16 protein-coding genes and 1 tRNA gene are annotated in these 20072 nt (G+C 44.7%); 4 read left to right on the plus strand and 13 right to left on the minus strand.

The window, feature by feature from the left end:
• Window positions 1-6 precede the first annotated feature (6 nt).
• The 11 genes from pth to SWH54_06880 all read right to left on the minus strand — a co-directional run bounded on the left by pth (window position 7) and on the right by SWH54_06880 (window position 10545).
• Window positions 7-600, minus strand: a complete 594-nt coding sequence (gene pth / locus SWH54_06830) for an aminoacyl-tRNA hydrolase (protein ID MDY6790967.1) — start codon at window positions 598-600, stop codon at window positions 7-9.
• A 3-nt stretch (window positions 601-603) separates the two neighbouring features.
• Window positions 604-1278 (minus strand): 50S ribosomal protein L25/general stress protein Ctc, encoded by a 675-nt coding sequence (locus SWH54_06835; GenBank protein ID MDY6790968.1) that lies wholly within the window; start codon window positions 1276-1278, stop codon window positions 604-606.
• A 157-nt stretch (window positions 1279-1435) separates the two neighbouring features.
• Window positions 1436-2389 carry a ribose-phosphate pyrophosphokinase gene (locus SWH54_06840; GenBank protein ID MDY6790969.1) on the minus strand — a complete coding sequence of 318 codons (954 nt, stop codon included), beginning with the start codon at window positions 2387-2389 and terminating at the stop codon, window positions 1436-1438.
• A gap of 42 nt (window positions 2390-2431) precedes the next feature.
• A tRNA-Gln gene (locus tag SWH54_06845) sits at window positions 2432-2506 on the minus strand.
• Window positions 2507-2557: 51 nt separating this feature from the next.
• Complete coding sequence (ispE, locus tag SWH54_06850; protein ID MDY6790970.1) at window positions 2558-3424, minus strand: 4-(cytidine 5'-diphospho)-2-C-methyl-D-erythritol kinase; 867 nt, start codon at window positions 3422-3424, stop codon at window positions 2558-2560.
• 198 nt (window positions 3425-3622) lie between these two features.
• Window positions 3623-4042 carry a DUF1844 domain-containing protein gene (locus SWH54_06855; GenBank protein MDY6790971.1) on the minus strand — a complete coding sequence of 140 codons (420 nt, stop codon included), beginning with the start codon at window positions 4040-4042 and terminating at the stop codon, window positions 3623-3625.
• 100 nt (window positions 4043-4142) lie between these two features.
• Window positions 4143-5723 (minus strand): phosphoglycerate dehydrogenase, encoded by a 1581-nt coding sequence (gene serA, locus SWH54_06860; GenBank protein ID MDY6790972.1) that lies wholly within the window; start codon window positions 5721-5723, stop codon window positions 4143-4145.
• Between the two features lie 171 nt (window positions 5724-5894).
• On the minus strand, window positions 5895-6728 hold the full coding sequence (locus SWH54_06865) for an MlaA family lipoprotein (protein MDY6790973.1): 834 nt from the start codon (window positions 6726-6728) through the stop codon (window positions 5895-5897).
• Window positions 6729-6946: 218 nt separating this feature from the next.
• Window positions 6947-7714, minus strand: coding sequence for a CoA-transferase (locus SWH54_06870; protein MDY6790974.1), 768 nt, complete (start codon window positions 7712-7714; stop codon window positions 6947-6949).
• A 315-nt stretch (window positions 7715-8029) separates the two neighbouring features.
• Window positions 8030-9007: a CoA-transferase gene (locus tag SWH54_06875; protein MDY6790975.1), complete on the minus strand. Its 978-nt coding sequence runs from the start codon at window positions 9005-9007 to the stop codon at window positions 8030-8032.
• A 95-nt stretch (window positions 9008-9102) separates the two neighbouring features.
• Window positions 9103-10545, minus strand: a complete 1443-nt coding sequence (locus SWH54_06880; GenBank protein MDY6790976.1) for a DNA integrity scanning protein DisA nucleotide-binding domain protein — start codon at window positions 10543-10545, stop codon at window positions 9103-9105.
• A 1163-nt stretch (window positions 10546-11708) separates the two neighbouring features.
• Here SWH54_06880 and SWH54_06885 point away from each other — a divergent pair.
• From SWH54_06885 to SWH54_06900, 4 genes are all read left to right on the plus strand, one after another.
• Complete coding sequence (locus SWH54_06885) at window positions 11709-12872, plus strand: acyl-CoA dehydrogenase family protein (protein ID MDY6790977.1); 1164 nt, start codon at window positions 11709-11711, stop codon at window positions 12870-12872.
• 149 nt (window positions 12873-13021) lie between these two features.
• A complete protein-coding gene (locus SWH54_06890) occupies window positions 13022-13420 on the plus strand; it encodes a carboxymuconolactone decarboxylase family protein (protein ID MDY6790978.1) in 399 nt (132 codons plus the stop codon).
• A 213-nt stretch (window positions 13421-13633) separates the two neighbouring features.
• Window positions 13634-15367, plus strand: a complete 1734-nt coding sequence (locus tag SWH54_06895; GenBank protein ID MDY6790979.1) for a carboxyl transferase domain-containing protein — start codon at window positions 13634-13636, stop codon at window positions 15365-15367.
• A gap of 123 nt (window positions 15368-15490) precedes the next feature.
• On the plus strand, window positions 15491-16399 hold the full coding sequence (locus tag SWH54_06900) for a DMT family transporter (GenBank protein MDY6790980.1): 909 nt from the start codon (window positions 15491-15493) through the stop codon (window positions 16397-16399).
• Between the two features lie 222 nt (window positions 16400-16621).
• Here SWH54_06900 and SWH54_06905 read toward each other — a convergent pair whose 3' ends face one another.
• Complete coding sequence (locus SWH54_06905; GenBank protein ID MDY6790981.1) at window positions 16622-18595, minus strand: 5'-nucleotidase C-terminal domain-containing protein; 1974 nt, start codon at window positions 18593-18595, stop codon at window positions 16622-16624.
• 19 nt (window positions 18596-18614) lie between these two features.
• Window positions 18615-20051, minus strand: coding sequence for a DegQ family serine endoprotease (locus SWH54_06910; protein MDY6790982.1), 1437 nt, complete (start codon window positions 20049-20051; stop codon window positions 18615-18617).
• Window positions 20052-20072 lie beyond the last annotated feature (21 nt).

The following is a 20072-nucleotide window of genomic DNA, read 5'->3' on the forward strand; positions in this document are numbered from 1 at the left end:
AAAAGTTTAACTTGTCAATACGGTTCTTTTGTTGTTGAACCGGTTCATTCCATCCTTTATCCCTTTACAAAGGATGGTAACTGCTGCATTCCGGGCATTGATGATTATCTGATCCAAAACCTTGGATTCATCAGCAGAATATTTACCCAGAACATGACCGGTAACATCCGCTCCGGTCCCGGAACGCCCGATGCCGATGCGAATACGTGAAAAATCACCTCCTCCAAAGGCATCCATAAGCGATCTTACTCCATTGTGTCCTCCATGCCCTCCTTTCTCTATTATTTTTATTCTTCCAAAATCAAGGTCTATGTCGTCATGAATCACCAACATATCCTTATATAATATCCTAAAATACCCGGCAAGATTTTGAACCGGAGGTCCGCTTTTATTCATAAAAGCCATCGGTTTTGCCAGTATGACATCAACGCCTTCAATTAAACCTTTTCCAAAGGCCGTGTTAAATTTTCTTTTATCAAGGGATATGGAAAAAGTCTGTGCAATATGATCAACTGTCATAAAACCGGCATTATGACGGGTATTCTCGTACTCACCGCCAGGATTCCCCAGGCCCACAATCAGGCGTAATCGTGCCGTCATGAACTATTCTTCTTTGCCGGCTTCTTTACCGGTTTCAGAGGTTTCTTCTCCTTCAGCTGCGCCCTCTTCACCTTCTTCTAGCTCTTCTTCCTCTTCCTCAACCTCTTCTTCTTCAACCTTTGGACTGAGTACAGTCAGAACCGTATAATTAACATCAGCCTGAATTTCCATGTCCCCTTCCAAAGGAATCTCTTCCACATGGACAGAATCGCCTATATCAAGCTCGGTAATATCGATCGCAATTTCTTCCGGGATATCACCAGGAAAGCACATGACTTCCAGTTCATGTCTTATTATCTGGAGTAAACCGCCGAGCTCAACCCCCTTTGATTTGCCTTTGGTGACAACAGGAACGTTCACTACAATCTTTCGTTTCATATCGATCTCATAGAAATCGATATGCAGAAAGTCTTTGGAAACCGGATGTGTCTGTAATTCCTTGATTATGACTGATTTTTCAAAAGTTTTTCCGTTTTGAATGACAAGATTTAACAGAACCTGGCTGACATTACCCTTTTTTAGGACTTCCTCAAAATCACCTGTGCTGACAGACAACAAAACAGGTTCTGTGTCTCGGCCGTACAGCACCGCAGGTACTCTACCTTCGCGTCGGAGAACCCGTGCAGGCCCATTCCCCGTGGTTTTTCTAACATTTGCTTTTAGTTCAATTTGTTCCAAATTATTTCCTCCTTAAAAATAGTTTCGGAAAAAAATTGTTTTTCACCACTAAGCTCTCAAGCAACACAAAGACTATTTAATTTATTAATTAGTTATCTCTGTATGCTCTGTGGCCATGGTGACAAATTCAACTTTTTACGAAACCATCAACAATGACTTATACAAACAGTGATGTGACAGAGTCACCTGTATAGCTTCTGATTATCGCTTCCCCTATAAGCTCCGAAATGGTCAGAACTTTTATCATATCACAGGCTTTTGCTTTTTCGTTTAAAGGAATCGTATCCGTTACCATAAGACTTTTCAGCTTGGAATCTGTAATCCTGTCCACAGACGGGCCTGACAGTACGGCATGGGCACAGCAGGCATGAACCTCTCTTGCACCGTTTTTTATAATGGCGGCAGCTGCCTCGATCAACGTCCCCGCGGTATCGACCATGTCATCAAGGATAATCGCAATTTTTCCGGCAACATCACCGATGACCGCCATGGCCCGGGCCTTATTCGGCGCATCACGCCGCTTGTCTACCACAGCAAGATCCGCATGAAGCCTTTTGGCAAAAGCCCTTGCCCTTTCAGCTCCACCTGCATCAGGGGAAACGATCACAAGATTACTATTAAAATGATGCTTTATATACTCAATAATAACCGGTGCGGCAAAAAGGTTATCCACCGGAATATTGAAAAACCCCTGAATCTGGCCGGCATGGAGATCCATGGTTATCACCCTGTTTGCTCCGGCGACTTCCAGCATATCTGCAACAAGCTTGGCACTGATTGGAACACGGGGTGCCACTTTTTTATCCTGTCTGGCATAACCGTAATATGGAATGACTGCGGATATCCTGCTGGCAGAGGAGCGCTTAAATGCATCCAGCATTAAAAGGAGTTCCACCAGATTATTGTTCACCGGTTCACAGGTCGATTGAATGAGAAAAACGTCCTTGGAACGAACGTTTTCATCAATTTCAATCTGTATCTCACCGTCACTGAATGTTTTGACCTTGGCTTTGCCCATCGGAAGGTTGAGATAATCACAAATTTTTTTTGCCAGAACCGAATTTGAGTTACCCGAAAAAATGGCCAGACCGCCGGTTGAATTTTCTTTCATTGTTATAGCTTCACCGATTGAATATTTTTTATTTATGAAACATGGCTGGGGCGGGAGGATTCGAACCTCCGAATGCAGGAACCAAAGTCCTGTGTCTTACCGCTTGACGACGCCCCATAAAATGCATCAGCTTCAATAAGGGATGCTTGAAAAACTAACAGCCTCGTATCACGAATCCTGTATGATACATCCATCATCAATGATCATATCTGTGAGAAACAGCTGCCATTCACTGTTTTTAGAAAGCATACGATTGGCTGCAAGGGCCTTATCTTGATCAGAAAAAAGGCCGAACACAGTCGGCCCGCTTCCAGACATAAGCGCTCCTTTTGCTCCTTGGCCCAAAAGTGCTTCTTTTACCGCAGTTATTTCAGAATGTTTTGATACCACCACCCTCTCAAGATCATTACATAAATGACATGCGGCATTAAAGGTGCGAGTCTCCAAAAGAGTTTTTTTAAGAGTTTTTTTACATTTTGTCAATCCCAAATCGACATTTTTATAAACCTCGGCAGTCGAAACCCCAAACCCCGGATAAACCAACAAAATTTTATATGACGGCAATCCATCGCAGGCTTCAAGTTTCTCACCAATACCGCTTGCCCATGCTGCTTTCCCCAACAATAAAAATGGCACATCCGCACCAATGGAGATACCCATGGCCATGAGTTCATCAAGGCAAAACGGGTACCCGTAACAGCGGTTTAAGCCTAAAAAAACGGCGGCAGCATTACTGCTCCCGCCGCCAAGTCCGGCTGCAACCGGTATCTTTTTTTTAATCGTAATTTTGACACCCTCTTTTCTGTTTAATCGGTTAAAAAAAAGATCAGCCGCCTTAAATGCGATGTTGGTTTCATCTTCGGGGACCTTTGGGTTTGAGCACGATACGGTCGTCTTTTTAACGCCTGTTTTAAGAAAAATGGTGTCATAAAGGCTGACACCACACATAAGAGTGACCAGATTATGGTACCCGTCCGATGTTTTTCCGGTGACATGCAAAAACAGGTTTATTTTGGCCGGAGAGAGAATCTTCATAGAGCCACTCAATTCGGATGAACTATTATAGGGCATCATAGCCGTTAAGAAAAAAGACTATGAACATAGAACATCGAATTTTGAATACGGTGTTCTACCCATCTATAAACTGTCTGAGCGAAGCGATTTCATCATTCCATGTTCGATGTTCGACGTTCAATAAAAGACTTCGCTTTTTTAGTACACGTTCAGTTTTGCTTATCCCTTCTCTTTAACGTATATAATCCTCAAGTCGTAAAGAATGTTTTTAAGTATTTTTTCCTCTTCCTCCGATAAATTCCCTTTGGTTTTTTCTTCAAGCATGCTTAAGATATCGATGGTCTGCTTGGCTAAGGGCAAATTTTTCACTTTCGCACCCGATGCAGGGTCTTCAATCGCTCCAAGGTTAACCAGAGCAGATGCGTTCAAAGAGATGATGAAAGTCGGAAAATTGATCTCCGGAAGTTGAGCCTCTGCATCCTGTTTTTCCTCTGATGCCGCCTCTTTGGCCTCTGTTTTCTCTTCAGCAGTTTCCTTATCAGGTGCATGCTCCTCCGTATTAGGATCCTGTTCTTCCTGGGTTAAAATTCTTTTGTCTTTAATAACAAAACCTTTTTCTTCGCCTTTCTCGTCAGGCATTTTTCCTCTCCTTGTATTCCTTTAACTTATTGAAAAAATATGCCCAAATCCGCATTCAGGTCATCCGATTTTACATGAGCTAAAATGCGTCCTCCCTTTGTCATAATTCTAACAGTGTGACCGTAATGACCATGGGCAAATCACGCAGTTCCTTAAGTACATTGTCGGGTATGGGTGTGTCTGTTTTAAGAAAAATAATATTATTGACACCTTTTTCATCCCGCCCCACCTGCATTCGGCTTATATTAATATCGTTTTTACCGAGGACGGTACCGATACTTCCAATCGCACCCGGCTTATCAAGATTAAAAATAAGAGCCAGATGACCCTCAGGGATCACCTCAAGCCCGAAATTGTTGATCTTGACTATTCTGGGTTCACTCTTTCCGTATATGGTCCCTGATACCACATTTGTCATTTCAGTGGTATTCACCCTGACAGTAATCAGATTGATAAAGTGCTCGGCATGGGTGCTGGTTGCCTCGGTAACTTTTATGCCCCTTTCTTTGGCAATAATATTTGCATTGACAAAATTTACATCATCTTTGGCAACCACTGCGAGGAGTCCTTTTAAAACCGCGGTTGAAACAGGGGCAAGATCAAGATCGTCAAAATCGCCGTTGTACTCGATAACCACTTCTTTGATAGGCCCTTTGGCAATTTGTGCCTGAAGACAGCCCATTCGATCGGCAAGAGTCAGAAATGGCCCCAACCTGGCAAGAAGTTCGCCTGCCACCGAGGGAACGTTTACCGCATTATGGATGGTACCGTTTTTCAAAAAATCAATTATCTGTTCAGCCACACCAACCGCCACGTTGGTCTGTGCCTCCTTTGTCGACGCACCTAAATGGGGCGTACAGATCACACGGTCGTGTTCAAACAGGCGACACACACCCGGTGGTTCGGTTACAAAAACATCAAGTGCCGCTCCGGCGACTTTTCCAGATTGTAGGGCGTCATTTAAGTCATCCTCATCAACAATACCTCCACGAGCACAGTTAATGACCATCGCACCATCTTTCATCTGATCAAAAGCCGCCTTGTCAAGAAGCCCGATGGTGCTGTCAAGCTTGGGCACATGCACCGTAATATAGTCGGCTTCCTGATACAGTTGTTCTATGGAGACGCTCTTAAACCCGGCCTTTTCAATCTGTTCATCCGTGACATTGGCATCATGCACAATCACTCGCATTTTCAATCCTCTTGCACGGTCTGCAACAATGGAACCGATTTTGCCGAAACCGATCACACCCAGCTTTTTATGGAACACTTCTCTCCCCTGAAGTTTTTTCTTTTCCCACTGACCATTTTTTAAACTGCTGGTTCCCATAGGTATATTTCTGGTCAGAGCCAGCATCATGGCAATCGTATGCTCAGCAGTGGTTACTACATTCCCACTCGGAGTATTCATCACCACGATTCCCTTTTTTGTTGCTGCGGGAATATCCACATTGTCAAGGCCGATTCCCGCACGTCCGATCACCTTCAGGTTGGTTGCTGCCTGCAGAAGATCTTGGGTTACCTTTGTTGCGCTTCGAATAACAAGACCGTCGTAATCCCCGATGATACCTTTGAGCTCTTCAGGAGGCAGTCCTGTATTAACATCAACTTCAATCCCCTCTTCTTCCTGAAACATCCGGATGCCGATTTCGCCTAGATTATCGCTGACCAAAACTTTCATACTTTTTACCTCCTGATTCATGTGATTTTTTCCAGCAAACTCAAGTGCCGAAAGCCGTTTAAAACCTATGTTGCGCTAAGATTTTGCCAGCCCTTGCTGCAAATGTAATATATTTATATTTCTACCATATTATTTCAACCCATTTTGTCACGCAGGCTTAAAAGAAAAAATCTAGTGTTTCACCTTATTGTTGCGATACTGAATATAGGCATCGCGAAACGCTTCATACGGTTCAATGGCTGCCTCTTTAATAGACTCCCAATCTCCTATATGCAGGGAAGTTTCGTTTATTTTATCGAAAGACCAGATTGCCACTGAAGCTTCAATCGGTTTGACATAGGTAATGGGATTTAGAAAGCGGTCTCCGACCATCCCCACGGAATCACGTAAAGTAGATGGGCCAAGCACAGGCCAGACCAGATAAAATCCATTGCCGATACCATAAGCACCCAGGGTCTGGCCCAAGTCTTCGTCACTTATATCAAGATTGAAGTATTTCTGGGCAGGATCCCCAAACCCAAGGATTCCCACCGTACTGTTAACTGCAAAACGGACAAGTTCGGTTCCACCGGCGTTTACTTTACCCTGAAGCACACAGCTTGTCAGGCGGATCGGGGTAAAGATGTTGCTAAAAAAATTTCTCACACCGGTTCTGACCACTCCGGGAACTATCGCTCTGTATCCCTTTGCCACCGGCTTTAAAAACCAGAAATACAGCTTGTCATTAAAGTGATGCATGGCCCGATTCCATAAAGACAGAGGATCGGCCACTGTCACCGCCTTTTCTTTAAATTCATTTTCAAACTCATCAAGGAATTCGTCCTTTTCTGCTAAATTCGACTTGGCTTCCTCAGATGGAGATATCTCCCGGTTTGGTGAAACAGGTTTTTTAGTTGAAGCATCAGAGGGTGATACAGGTGTATCTGCTTTTCTGTGAGCACAGCCGGATAATATCAGAAAACCAATCCCCAAGATTATTAAAAATAGATTAAACTGTCTTTTCATCACAAGTTAGCGGCTTCGTTCCAATTGAAATAGCAGGTGTCTGACGCACATCGCCAAAAGGACTATGATTCCATTAAGTTGCAGAAACTCCGACACATCAAGCTATCAAGGGCGGGTTTAATTGTCAACGTCAATTTTCCAGCAGAAAGGGAACCACAAAGCATGACGCAGGTTGAGACAGTAAATGGGACTTTCATATTTGAAATTGTTCAACCGGTTTATCCCAGTATCAATCTTTGCGGATCACATCTCTCTCGTAACATCTTAAGCTCCTTTGCTGAGGGAGCCTGGACCTTACATGACCGTGATATGTCCACTTCGAAATCCATATTATCAAGTACTTGCTGCGGTGTAATTTCCGGGAAACATCCCTTAAGATACATTTCTTTTGTTTTATCATCAAACCCCATGATCGCCATGTTGGTAATCACGGTGGACGGTCCTCCGTCTGGCAGCCCGGCTTTTTTTCTTCCTTCAGGCCCGTCAAGCCAGCCCGGGCTGGTGATATAATCTACCTTTGACACAAATTTTCTTTTTTCTTGTTGCATGAAAATGATGGTTCTGTTGACAAAAGAGGCCACGTCACAGGCGCCCCCGCTTCCTGAAAATCGCACCCTGGGTTTAAAATAATCCCCGATCACCGTTGAGTTCAGATTGCCAAAGCGGTCAATTTGAGCGGCACCTAGAATTCCCACCACCTTTTTTCCGGTAAACCGGTTTTGCATGGTGGCAAATGCATCCGCAAGACCGCCATTGACTGACGTCCAGAACATGACACGGGGATCAGCCACTGCAAGAGGAACTTCTTGAAGCTTGGAATCCACTGCGCCGGTTTCAAAAAATATGACACTGTTGGGTGCACTGATGTGTTTGGCGGCCATGGCTGCTAGCATGGAAATTCCTGTTCCGCAAAACACGATATCTCCATCCCCTATCTCCCGGGCAGCAGCTACTGCCATCATTTCTCTCATTGTATAGTCTGCCATGGAATACTCCCGAATAGTTATTCTATTTGGATCATCTCCCAATGAGTTGGTCGATTGATCAGGGGTAAGGATTCCAGGGGTCAAGGGTTGGAGTTAAATTGACCGAAAAACAAATTTTTACAGAAAAATTCCTAACTCTTGGCACCGTCTCTTTATATAGACATACTTTAAAAACACTAAGAAGTAAGGGCAGAGAACACGCAAATTTTTATATCATCTGTATCGAGCCGTTTGCATTCACTTGAACCCTTGACCCCTTGGATCCTGGAACCCTATTCTCCGACTAAATTGGAGAAGAACCTTCTATTTCTCTCTTTATCTTCTATCTAGATTCTCCGCATACCCGGTAATGGGATCTGCCTTTATCATCTCCATTCGATCTTGGCCCACCAGATCAAGTAAGCCCTGGTGATTCTTTACACCGTAAATAAATTTTTCAAGATACTTCTGGTAACGAAGATCATCCACAGCATATTCCTTGTAATCATTCAGGTAAACCGGATCGTAATCATAATATCGATAATTGGCTGTTGGAAAAGCGCCAAAAGGAACATGCACAACCGCATCCACACAAAAAAATGGGATCTGGTTTTGATCCGGGTTTTTTCTTAACTCTTCAGATTCAACCAGTTCTTCGCAGGTGACAATAAGATGTTTTGCGGATTTTGCCTGTTCTATATCGGCAAAGGTGAGTCCTTCTATCCTGGTTGTCCCCTGTCGATCGGATTTTTGAACGTGAATGATGGTCACATCCGTATTGATGGCCGGGACCAGGACCACTTGGGTTGCATCGGTCCATGAAATAAAAGGGTTGTCTATCACCGTAAGTTTTTTGTCAGGTATCTTAACATCTGATTTTCTCAATTTCTCGGAAAAACCCCATTTGTCAATAATATCGGTCCCGAGTGAAGATCGAGTCGGCAGAAAAGGGACACCCATGGCACCCGCAAGAAATCGCAAAGTCATTTGGTAATTTGAATAGTCTTCCACGAGAATCGTTCCTTCTGTCACCGCCTTTTTAAACCGAATACATGTGGGTGCAAATCTGCCGCTTCCACCATAGGCAATTTCCAGTTTTGCCACACACCCCGCTCCGATAAGTTCATCAACGCCCTGGCCATTGGAATGGGCATAGAGATGGAGGCCTGTGATACCCTGCCGAATAATTTCATACACCGCAGCCATGGGGTTCCGGTTAATGGTGAATCCACCAATGGAAATATGGCTGTCATTGGTAATATACTGCTTTATGGCCTCCGACAGGTCCATTACTTTGTCAAACCCGGTGTTCATAAAAAGACTTCTCCTTTTTTTTTAACAACACGCCTACATAACAAAACCGGTAAATAAAGACACCTGGTGGAATTCATTGCCGGCAGGTCATCAATCTATAAACCCGATTCTGCAATCCACGCTTCCAGTGTCACCGGTTTAGCAATAAATCCGGATACGGGCTTCCATTCACATTGAGCGCTTAACTCCACCCCTTCGCTTATAATTGAAACCGGTCGATCTGAAGAAACGACCACCACCATAATGTGATCATGTTCAGCAGTGAATCTAAGAGCGGAATTATATCTCGCTCCCCGCGATCTGTCCTCCCCGGGAATGGCCCGTCCATCCAGCAGGCAGGCAAAGCCATGAAGGTTTAAATCAGTGGCGATATGCAGGGCACCGTCTATTTTTGACAGTGCTTTGGTCAAATCCAAAAGTTCCGGCTTTTGAAGATCAAGGGGCTTTTCGAGCTTCTGACCTGAAATAGCTATGGATTGCTCATTAAGATCAAGCACAATGGTGCAACCGTGTTTTCGCCTCTCGGCATGGTGAACAATCCCATAGATCACTTTAAAAAGAGTGCCTGCAAGTGATGAATCCATGTCAGCCTCAAGCAGTGCTTCTTCAACCTGGACCAGTTTTGCCTTATGGGTGGTTGATTCAAAACTGCCATCAGAAAAACTGCAAACTTCGCTGCCGTTAAGCTTTAAAAAACCGTGTATCCCCTGGAAATCGGCAGTGATATGAAACTTCGGTATTTCTCCTATGGCAATTCCCACCACCGTTTTTTCGTCAGATACCAGTTTTCGGTCAGAATACTCCACCGCCTGCAAAAGCTTGCGGATGTGCTTAAAATTTTCCAGGCTGGGTCGCTCCATTTCAGGAAATTTCACCACAAATTCCATGTCCTGAATGGTTTTCTTTTCCAGGAAAACCAGTTCACCCCTGGGCCACTGTCCTTCTTCCCTAGTTTTTGAAATACCCATTATTGCATTCAGAATCGGATAAACCCTGATCTGGGTATCCCATCCCAAAATGGCATTCATTTCATCGATTACATAATCACGAACTGCATGAGCTGCATATTCACGAAGAAAAGTGCCTGAAATTCCTGTATACAATTCTTCTTCATTGGCAATATCATGGGAAAAGCGCCAGGCAGCGTGTTCCAGCCACCGTTCGGTGGGACCGACACAGCACAAATCCGGATGATGCTCGGTAAACCACATTTGGTAAAAAACGGAACTGGAACGTCCACCATATGAGATGAGCCCTGCCAACTGCAGATTTTTCTCCGGGATCATATGGCTGAACTTTTTCCTGTCATTTGAAATCCCGGTGTTCATGCGCCAGGCATTGGAACCCAAATATAGTTCTTTGAATTTGGGTTCATGCCCATTAAGAAGATGCTGGGGGTCATAAATGCACACCGGGTCGTGAGGCGTTAGAGCATAAATAACCACGCTTCGGCTCGGACCGGAAAAATGGGAAAGACCGTCACATAATCCATCACTTGTTTCGGCAATACATCGGCAGGTGAATGCATCAGCAGACATTGACTCTCTCAACTAAAAAATGTAATCTTTTTACTCAAGTTTCGCACCCCGGTTTGGCGGAAAATAATGCCCTGACGGTACGTAAAATATAAAATCAAATTTGAATCGAAACGGTTATATTTTTTTCTGTAAGGGGATATGTGGATCATCTATTCCACCTTATCGCAGTGTCCGGATATTTGGGATATACAGTCCCGTTTATATTATTTATCAACGGATGGGCTTTATCCCAAATATCCGGACACGCTGCAACCGATTAAATTCATATCCCCTGGAAGAAAATAATATAACTGTCTCGATTCACACCTTGAACACGAATATGCGCTTTAAGAATTCTGGCTCCACCGTAGATAGGGGGTGCGAAACTTGAGTTTTTATTTTTTAAAAGGGTTGACCACGCTTACAATGGGCGTTCTTCATAAAGCGAAAATATTGTCTATGGCGTATAGCTATCGATCGGATAACATAATGGGGCGTAAAACTCAACTGGCTATGAATATTTGGAGAAAAATACACCCAGAACCGTGATACGGACTTGGTTTGAGTCATGATTTTTTTCAAGATTGTCATAAACTTTCATGGCTGATTGGGCACAGCGAAGCATGAAACCTAAGGTTCGACCTGGGAAATCACCTATTGGCCCGTTATCAGACATACCAATATTATATAGAAATGAACGTTCGGCAGCTGTCTCGTTTCAATGAGATTTGAGCCAGCCCCAGAGGACAGAATCCCACGGCGGCGTTGATCGCCTCTGCCTGCATCGGTTTAACTGAGAAGATAGGGGGTGTGTAGGATACCGATTTTATTCATCGCTCTGGTACCGGGCAAACAGGTGATTCCCCCGGTCGAAACGAACTAAGATTGAAAAACAACTGTTTGTTTCTAATGAATTATTTATAGCTAAAATATAGCTACATAATTGTTGACATTTTTTTTTAATTGCTGGTATGTACTCAAAACAAATTTTGGCATCATAGAACACTATTTTTTCTAAACATCGAGACTTTTAAAAAACGGTAAATGATATTCGACTTCAAGTCGACCGTCCTGAACTTTGAGTCTGTCGAAACAAAGGGGAAATCCCGCTCATCGGAGACGCAAAAATCGGATATAATGTGACGTTTTACAAAGGTCTCACATATTTTTCAGGAGGATGGTAAATGGATTTTGCTCTATCAAAAGAACTTGAAATGCTTAGAAAGGCGGTACGGGAATTTATGACCAAGAAGGTGGCACCGAATGCCGATGAATGGGATGCAAATCATTATCTGCCGTACAAAGAAGCCATGAAACCCATGGGAGAACTCGGCTTTTTCGGAACCGTAATACCGGAAGAATATGGCGGTGAGGAAATGGGATGGCTGGCGGCGATGATCGTCACCGAGGAAATTGCAAGGGTTTCAAGCTCTCTCAGGGTCCAGGTCAATATGCAAGTACTTGGTTGCGCCTTTACTATTTATAAATACGGCAGCGAGGAAATAAAGAAAAAATACATAGAAAAGCTTTGCACTGCCGAATATATCGGTGGATTTGGCATCACCGAGCCTGACGCAGGGTCCGATGTGATGGCCATGGCCTCCACGGCAGAAGATAAGGGTGATCACTGGCTTTTAAACGGTTCCAAGACCTGGATTTCCAACGCCAATTATGCGGATGTCGTCATTTATTATGCTTACACGGACCGGTCAAAAGGTTCCAAGGGTCTTTCCGCCTTTGTGGTTGAACTGAAGAATTTTAATGGTGTCAAGACATCCGGTCTGGATAAGATGGGATCTCATTCCTCGCCGACCGGTGAAATTTTCCTCGACAACACCAAGGTTCCCAAGGAAAATATTTTGGGGAAACCCGGCGATGGTGCCAAAATTGTATTTGGCTCCCTGAACCAGACAAGACTGTCCGCTGCTGCCGGTGCGGTCGGGCTTGCCCAGGCGTGCCTGGAATCGTCAACAAAATATTGCAATGAACGAAAGCAGTTCGGCAAACCCATCGGACAGTTTCAAATGAACCAGGATATGATTGCCCAGATGTCAACAGAGGTTGAAGCTGCAAGAATGTTGGTCTACAAGGCTGCTTGGGCAAAGGATCAGGGAAAACTCAACAACGGGCTGGATGTGGCACAGGCAAAATATTTTGCAGGTGAGGTGGCCACCAAATGTGCCAACTATGCCATGCGAATTTTCGGCGCTTACGGTTATTCCACCGAGTACCCCATAGCAAGATATTACCGGGATGTTCCCACTTATACCATGGTGGAAGGATCGGCCAACATCTGCAAGTGGATTATTGCTCTAGATCAGCTTGGCATCCGGAAAGCAAACAGATAACCGGCAGGTGGGGAATTGCAAAAATCGAACGCCAGAGGTGCAGCCTTCGGCAGTAAGGATCGTCAGTTAGTGACTTGAATAGCAAACTGGCGTTCTGGAAGCCAAAACCTTAATCCTCAGGCGAAACGTTCGTCAAAAGGAGTTTTGTTTTGGATAAAGAGATAGCGGAAAAAACAAAAAAGACCGCCGAGCTTTATTTTAAAGGGGTTAAGGATGAACGACCGTTTGAGCTCTGGCGAAGTTTTGACAAAGATCTTGCTAAGGATCTTTCTTTGTTTATTACAGGCAGGATGTATGCCAGGGAAAAAATACCACATAAAACTCGTCAACTCATTACCGTTGCAACCCTTACCGTACTCTCCCGCCTGGATGAACTGAAGCTTCACATTCAGGCATCCTTGAATGTCGGGTGTACACCGGAAGAAATCGCAGAAACCATATTTCAGACGTTTACCTATGCCGGGATACCAACGGTCAATGCCGCACTCAAGACGTTAAGATCGGTTCTTGAAGAAAAAGAAATATGGCCGTTGACAGATGAACCTTGATGATTTCGCCAAATGAGTATTTTTAAAATTGACGCTGCTTTTATAAAAGAGTATAGAAAATGGTAAATACCCAGACAGGCTAAAGCTGATAAAACAGCCACTACGCCTTCAGCCTTCTAACTAAACATCTGAAAGATCCTTTGGCGATGCCCTTCAAAGAGCTGAATAGACATTAAAAAATATACCAACAAATAAAATCGGGAGTTATGGACTATGAGACCTTATTTTGCAAAAATGACGGAATTTGGACACGAACTGAACAAAGGCCAGATATTAAGCAGTGAAGAAAATGTCAAACAAATCAAGGAAGTAGAGGCTGAGCTTAAAGAAGCTGTTGAAAAGGTCAAAACCGTTGGATTCCCTGAAGAAAAAATCAATGCACGTGGAATGATGACCGTGTGGCAGCGACTTCGATACCTGGTTGATCCTGGCACGTGGTGCCCGTTGCATACCCTTTATAACCCGGCCGAAAACGAGGAAGGGACCACCAATGTTTTTGACGGGCTGGGAAAAATATCCGGCAAGTGGGCGGTGATTATCGGTTTTGACAATAAGATTCTGGCCGGGGCATGGGTACCCGGACAGTACGAAAATATCCTGAGAGCAACGGATCTGTCAAAACGGCTCAACATTCCCCTGGTCTGGCTGGTAAACTGTAGTGGGGTAAAACTAACCGAGCAGGAAAAGTTCTATGCCAATCGACGGGGTGGTGGCACCACCTTTTTCCGGCACGCTGAGCTGGAGCAAGCCGGAATACCCATACTTGCGGCGATTTACGGTACAAATCCCGCCGGCGGAGGTTACCAGGGAATCAGCCCCACCATTCTTTTTGCCCATAAGAACTGCAATATTGCGGTCGGTGGGGGTGGAATACTGAGCGGAATGTCTCCCAAGGGACATTTTGACAAAGAAGGCGCCGAAGCGCTGATTGCTTCTGCAAAGCAGTTTAAGGTCGAGCCTCCTGGTTCCGCAAAGATTCATTATGATGAAACCGGCTTTTTCAGATATGTTTACGATGAAGAAACCCAGGTACTGGACGGAGTCAAGGATTATATGAAGGATATGCCTGCCTATAATCCCAAATTTTTCCGTGTTGCCGACCCCAAGCCCCCGAGGTTTCCCGCAGAAGACCTGTACCGGCTCATCCCCTTTAACCAGAAACAGATGTACAATTTTGACGAAGTGCTGGCACGTCTTGTTGACGGCAGTGAGCACATGGAATTCAGACCCGGTTACGGACCGGAGGTTTATACCGGCTTATGCAAAATCGACGGATACCTGGTTGGCTGCATCGGTAACCGTCAGGGTTTTCTGGGAGAAAATTACCCGGAATATGCAGACTATCCGGGTATCGGCGGAAAGCTTTACCGCCAAGGCCTTATCAAGATGAACGAATTTGTTACCCTTTGCGGTAGAGACAGGGTACCCATTATCTGGTTCCAAGATACTTCCGGTATTGATGTGGGAGACATTGCTGAACAGGCAGAACTTTTAGGACTGGGACAGGCCCTTATCTATTCCATACAGCAAACCGACGTTCCCCAGATGCTGATACTACTTAGAAAAGGAACCGCAGCCGCGCATTATATCATGGGAGGACCGACGGCAAATCGGCATAATGCCTTTACTCTTGGAATTGCAACCACGGAAGTTTATGTCATGCATGGCGAAACAGCCGCAGCTGCAAGTTTTTCCCGCAGACTGGTTAAGGAAAAGGATGCCGGCAGAGATCTGGACCCGATAATCGATAAAATGAATAAAATGGCACAGGAATATCACGACTACTCAAGACCCATTTACTGCGCCAAGCAGGGCTTTGCTGATGAAATTTCAACCATGAGTGATATGCGGAAATATTTGGCTGCTTTTGCAGGCGCCCTTTACCAGAACCCGAAATCGATCTGCCCCCTTCACCAGATGCTTTTACCAAGAAGTATTAAGGGATAAGGTTGAAGGCTGTTGGGGGAAGGTGCTTTTAAAGCCTTGTTCAGTGTAAAATCATGTTCCGCCAAAGTACGGCAATCGTGCCCTTTATACCCCTTCAGTCTAAGCCCCTTCAACCCTGCAAAAATGGAAAACCGGAAAAAAGCCCAACACTTGGTGCAGCTGGATGCAAGCGTCGCCGGACCGCTGTTTATGCTGTCCGCAGCATTGTTGTTTACCCTTCTCAATCTTTTAATCAAGTTGATCGGCCCGCAATTTACCATCTGGCACATTGGCTTTTACAGGTTCTTCGGTGGTATCATTGTTCTCTTTACCATCTTCGGACGCCACAGCAATCTTTACCGGGGAAATAACATCCGCCTGCTGATCATCCGGGGGTGTACCGGGTCTGTTGCCTTTATTTCCATAATCACGGCCATTCGTTTGCTTCCGGTATCCACGGCCCTGGTCATTTTCTATTCGTTTCCGGCCTTTGCCGCCATTTTCTCATTTCTGATTTATGGAGAGCGCATCGGAAAACATGAAATCATCTGCATTACCGTGGTCGTGATCGGTATCGGCATTCTGTTTGATTTTCAACTCACCGGTGGGCTTTTCGGGCAGGCCATCGCACTTGTGGGCGGTGCGTTTGCCGGTCTGACCGTCACGTTAATTAAGACGCTCCGGGAGAAAAACGGCCCTGTCATCATTTATCTATACTTCTGTACCATGGGTGCACTGGTGACCTTCCCCAAATTTGCCATGCACCCGATTCTGCCTTCCACACTCATTGAGTGGGTCATGGTTCTGGGAATCATCCTCGCTTCAGTAACGGCACAACTTCTAATGAACCAGGGCTTTTTCTATTGCAGTGGATGGGAAGGCGGGGTGTTCATGTCCAGCGAAGTCATTTTTACCGCTATAGTAGGTATTGCTTTTTTGGGAGATCCCGCCACCTGGCGTTTTTGGACAGGTGGTCTCATGATATTCGGCAGTGTGGTGGCCTTGAATCGGTTAAAATCCAATGGACAAAAAATTCCAAACCTTAAGGATTGAAACTTGAAATTAGAAAGCGGAAATTCGGGAAGAGTTTACGAGTTGGGTGTTTACAAACCGTCATAAGCGTTATCAGATATAATCCAGCATGACTTTGATAAGGCAATAGTAATAAATTAGCTTTTAAAAAGATTTACCACGGAGTTTCACGGAGAGACACTAAATTTTATTATCTGTGAAAGCTCCGTGTAAATCCGTGGTAAAAATATAAAGATCAAATTTCTAATTTCTATTTTTACCGGTCCGTGAATGGTTACCTATTTTCCTGATAATGAACCAGCCTGTTAATAGAATGAGAAGAATTCCGATCAACAGTACGGAAAATGCCAGCCAGGTAACATAAGTTCCCCGTTTGAGTAACTTGTACGGGTTCAAACTGGCCTCGATGACATTTCTGCCTAATTTTTTTCGATATTTCTCAGGAATATCTGCCAACCCATCACCATCGGTATCCGGAAAGCTTCGGATATACTCCATCACCGCTTTCCACTCCTTAAGCTCTTGAATCCCTGCTTTTTGTTTGTCCGAATCCAACCGCACGGTTTTTAAGTCATCAATGGGATTCCCTTTGCGATCTTTAGGGACGATATCCAGGACATGCCAGGTAAAGTCTCCGATTACCTTCAAAAACGTTGCATTGTAAATGTCGGCCCCAATCCGCAACAGGCTGTGATTTGATTCCGAGTAGTCCAAAAGGTGATAACCGTGTTCTACATCCCCTATCCGAATTTCGGTAATCCGGTCGAATATCATACGATACGGGTTGTAAGTAAACTGTATCCCCGATACCTGCAGGAAGTAGTCGCTGCCCTTCATCGGGTAAACGCTGGTTAGGATCTCTAAGGCTTTCTTTAATTCAGACGGATAAACGTAAATGGTAATCAACGGGTAACCCATGGTTTCAGCATGATCAAAGCCGATACCCAGAGGTATGGCACGAAATACATCGCACACCGCAATCTGGCCTGTTCTCCCTTTGACAATCGGATCCCGAATCACACCGTTGGAAATCATGGAAGCCACAACTTTGGTGGCAGGATCGGCCGCGTTATAATCGTTTTGGTTGATATACCATCGTATGGAATCCGCAATTAGATTTCCCAGGTTGGACTCCTCGGTTTTAAGGTAAAGATCAAAATCTGTTTCAGCAATAATTTGGCTGAAGGTCAGGCCCTCTTCATATAGAATCTGGCGATTGATATCCGTCTTGAACGCTTCAATCTCTTTGGAAACCTCGGTATCGCCCTTAATCTGATCATCAATATTCACCAGTTTGTAATTTTTTAGAAAAACCTGACCGTCATTATAAGCGATGTCCATTACACCCAATTGCTTGCCGTATGCCCATGCCTGAACAATAATGGTGTCGTTGACCAATAACGCCCTTTCTATTTTCGTATGGGTATGCCCGCTGATAATGATATCAATCCCGTCTACCTCCCTGGCCAGAATTTCATCTTCCGAGCGCTTTTTATTTTCCCATAACCCGCTGTGAGACAAACAAATCACCATATCAGCCTTTTCGGTTTCTCGTAGAACCTTAACCATTCTTTGTGCCACTGTAACCGGGTCATCAAAGGTAACCGGTGATGCAAAGGGAGCAACTTCGGCTGCGTTCTTTCCCATTAGGCCGAAAACACCGATCCGGAGTCCCGTTTTTTCCAGCATAAGATACGGTTTGACAATTCCGCGGGTAAATATTTTTTCCAGGGAATCATCTTTTTTGCTTTCTTGGCTGAAAACCGCATTGGAAAGAACCAACGGAGGGATCTGCCTGAATTGATGAGCGGTCCCTAATATTCGTGCAAGTCCGCCCGGTTTCAAATCAAATTCATGATTTCCGAGAGTGACCGCATCATATCCCATCATGCTCAAAAGTCTCAATTCAAAGGAGTGCTCTCTACTGAGCATATGAAACAACGATCCCATCAAAAAGTCACCGGCATCAACAACCAGCACCGGGTTCTGGCGATTTTGTTTAACCGTTTTGATCACAGTTGCAATTCTGGCCAGCCCGCCGATGGTTTCATCATCTCCGCTAATAGAAGGAGTATAGGCAATGTTCGGCGAAGCCCCTAAAAAATGAGAATGCAGATCGTTTGAATGAACGATTGTCAATGCTTTTTCAGCTGATAGGGTTGGTTGTGATATCATCATCAATAAAAACGGCACCAGATAAGTGAATAAACGCTTCATATTAAAATTCCCTACTTTTCTATTTGATGACTTTTATCACCATAAATCCGACTCTGCTTCTTTTTATCAGCAGCTGGATGGTTTCTCCTTTGCTAATTTTTCGCATCTTCTGGTGGTAATCATTCAGTGTTGAAACCGGCCGGCGATTAATTTCCTTGATAAGATCTCCCTGACGGATTCCGGCTTGCTCCGCTTTGCTGCCCTCTTTGACGCCGGTAACAATCACACCCTTTTCGCTTTCCTCATACCCCAATTGTCTTGCTGTTTCCGGATTCAGCTCCGAAGCCATCAGGCCCAGCCCGTTTGAGCTTTCAGTTTTTTTACTGACCAGCGATTCGTCATCCTGTCTTTTGGCTATCTTGATATACAGCGTTTTTTCCCTACCGTCTCTGATTAACAGTATGGCTATCTTTTTCCCAACGGCAATACCTGCGATTGTGCTGGAAAGTTCATGTGCGGTCGGAACCGGTTTGCCATCTATCTTAACGATAATGTCTTTGGCTTTTACTCCCCCTTTATCGGCGGGATCACCTGCAAAAACATGGGTGACCAAAACGCCTTTTTTATTCTTAACCTTGTAGTATTCTGCAAGTTCAGGCGTCAGGTCCTGAATAGCCACACCCAGCCAGCCGCGGGTCACCTCACCGCTCGCTTTCAACTGTGCAACAATTCCATCAGCCATATTAATTGGGATGGCAAATCCGATACCCTGTCCGCTGGCGATGATCGCCGTATTAATACCCACAACCTCCCCTTTCATATTTAAAAGCGGTCCCCCGCTGTTTCCAGGATTGATGGAAGCATCCGTCTGAATAAAATCGTCATACGGACCGGAACCCAGGATACGTCCCTTGGCGCTGACGATTCCTGCGGTAACGGTCTGCTCAAGTCCGAAAGGACTTCCGATGGCCACCACCCAGGTGCCGACTTTGAGAACATCCGAATTGCCCATTTTCAGTGGCACCAAGTCCGAAGAAGCATCAATCTTTATGAGGGCCAGATCGGTTTTGGGATCGCGGCCGACTATCTTTGCATCAAACTCTTTTTCATTTGCCAGTTTAACCTTTATCTGGTCTGCATTTTCCACCACATGATTGTTGGTCACAATATACCCTTTACGGTCAATGATGAAACCAGACCCCAAACTGCGCTGTTTAAATTCCCGTTGCGGATCCTGCCTCATAAATGGCTCTAAAAAATCCCTAAACCGATCATTGTCGCCAAAGGGTTTTCCAAAAAAATGACGAAAGACACGTCCCCCCCCTTTTACAATTTTTACTGTCCGGATATTCACCACTCCTGGTTTGGCTTTTTGTGCCAACTCAGTAAAATTATTTGGAATCATGGTGATCTGATCAGAGGCTTTTGATAATGCCGTATGTGGTGCCAATCCCAATAAAAGCACTACAAAAGATAAAGCCATAATACATGTGGTTATTTTTTTTGCTATTTTCATTTTTTTAACCTCCGTAATCCT

It is taken from the genome of Thermodesulfobacteriota bacterium, from assembly GCA_034189135.1.
In the GTDB taxonomy this organism is placed as follows: Bacteria; Desulfobacterota; Desulfobacteria; order Desulfobacterales; family JAUWMJ01; genus JAUWMJ01.

Excerpts from the sequence above, each read along its gene's own strand:
- SWH54_06870 (MDY6790974.1), bottom strand. The coding sequence starts at position 7,714 with ATGGCAGACTATACAATGAGAGAAATGATGGCAGTAGCTGCTGCCCGG.
- SWH54_06905 (MDY6790981.1), bottom strand. The coding sequence starts at position 18,595 with ATGAAGCGTTTATTCACTTATCTGGTGCCGTTTTTATTGATGATGATA.
- SWH54_06900 (MDY6790980.1), top strand. The coding sequence starts at position 15,491 with ATGGAAAACCGGAAAAAAGCCCAACACTTGGTGCAGCTGGATGCAAGC.
- SWH54_06855 (MDY6790971.1), bottom strand. The coding sequence starts at position 4,042 with ATGCCTGACGAGAAAGGCGAAGAAAAAGGTTTTGTTATTAAAGACAAA.
- SWH54_06885 (MDY6790977.1), top strand. The coding sequence starts at position 11,709 with ATGGATTTTGCTCTATCAAAAGAACTTGAAATGCTTAGAAAGGCGGTA.
- SWH54_06875 (MDY6790975.1), bottom strand. The coding sequence starts at position 9,007 with ATGAACACCGGGTTTGACAAAGTAATGGACCTGTCGGAGGCCATAAAG.
- ispE (MDY6790970.1), bottom strand. The coding sequence starts at position 3,424 with ATGAAGATTCTCTCTCCGGCCAAAATAAACCTGTTTTTGCATGTCACC.
- SWH54_06895 (MDY6790979.1), top strand. The coding sequence starts at position 13,634 with ATGAGACCTTATTTTGCAAAAATGACGGAATTTGGACACGAACTGAAC.
- SWH54_06865 (MDY6790973.1), bottom strand. The coding sequence starts at position 6,728 with ATGAAAAGACAGTTTAATCTATTTTTAATAATCTTGGGGATTGGTTTT.
- SWH54_06910 (MDY6790982.1), bottom strand. The coding sequence starts at position 20,051 with ATGAAAATAGCAAAAAAAATAACCACATGTATTATGGCTTTATCTTTT.
- serA (MDY6790972.1), bottom strand. The coding sequence starts at position 5,723 with ATGAAAGTTTTGGTCAGCGATAATCTAGGCGAAATCGGCATCCGGATG.
- SWH54_06880 (MDY6790976.1), bottom strand. The coding sequence starts at position 10,545 with ATGTCTGCTGATGCATTCACCTGCCGATGTATTGCCGAAACAAGTGAT.
- pth (MDY6790967.1), bottom strand. The coding sequence starts at position 600 with ATGACGGCACGATTACGCCTGATTGTGGGCCTGGGGAATCCTGGCGGT.
- SWH54_06840 (MDY6790969.1), bottom strand. The coding sequence starts at position 2,389 with ATGAAAGAAAATTCAACCGGCGGTCTGGCCATTTTTTCGGGTAACTCA.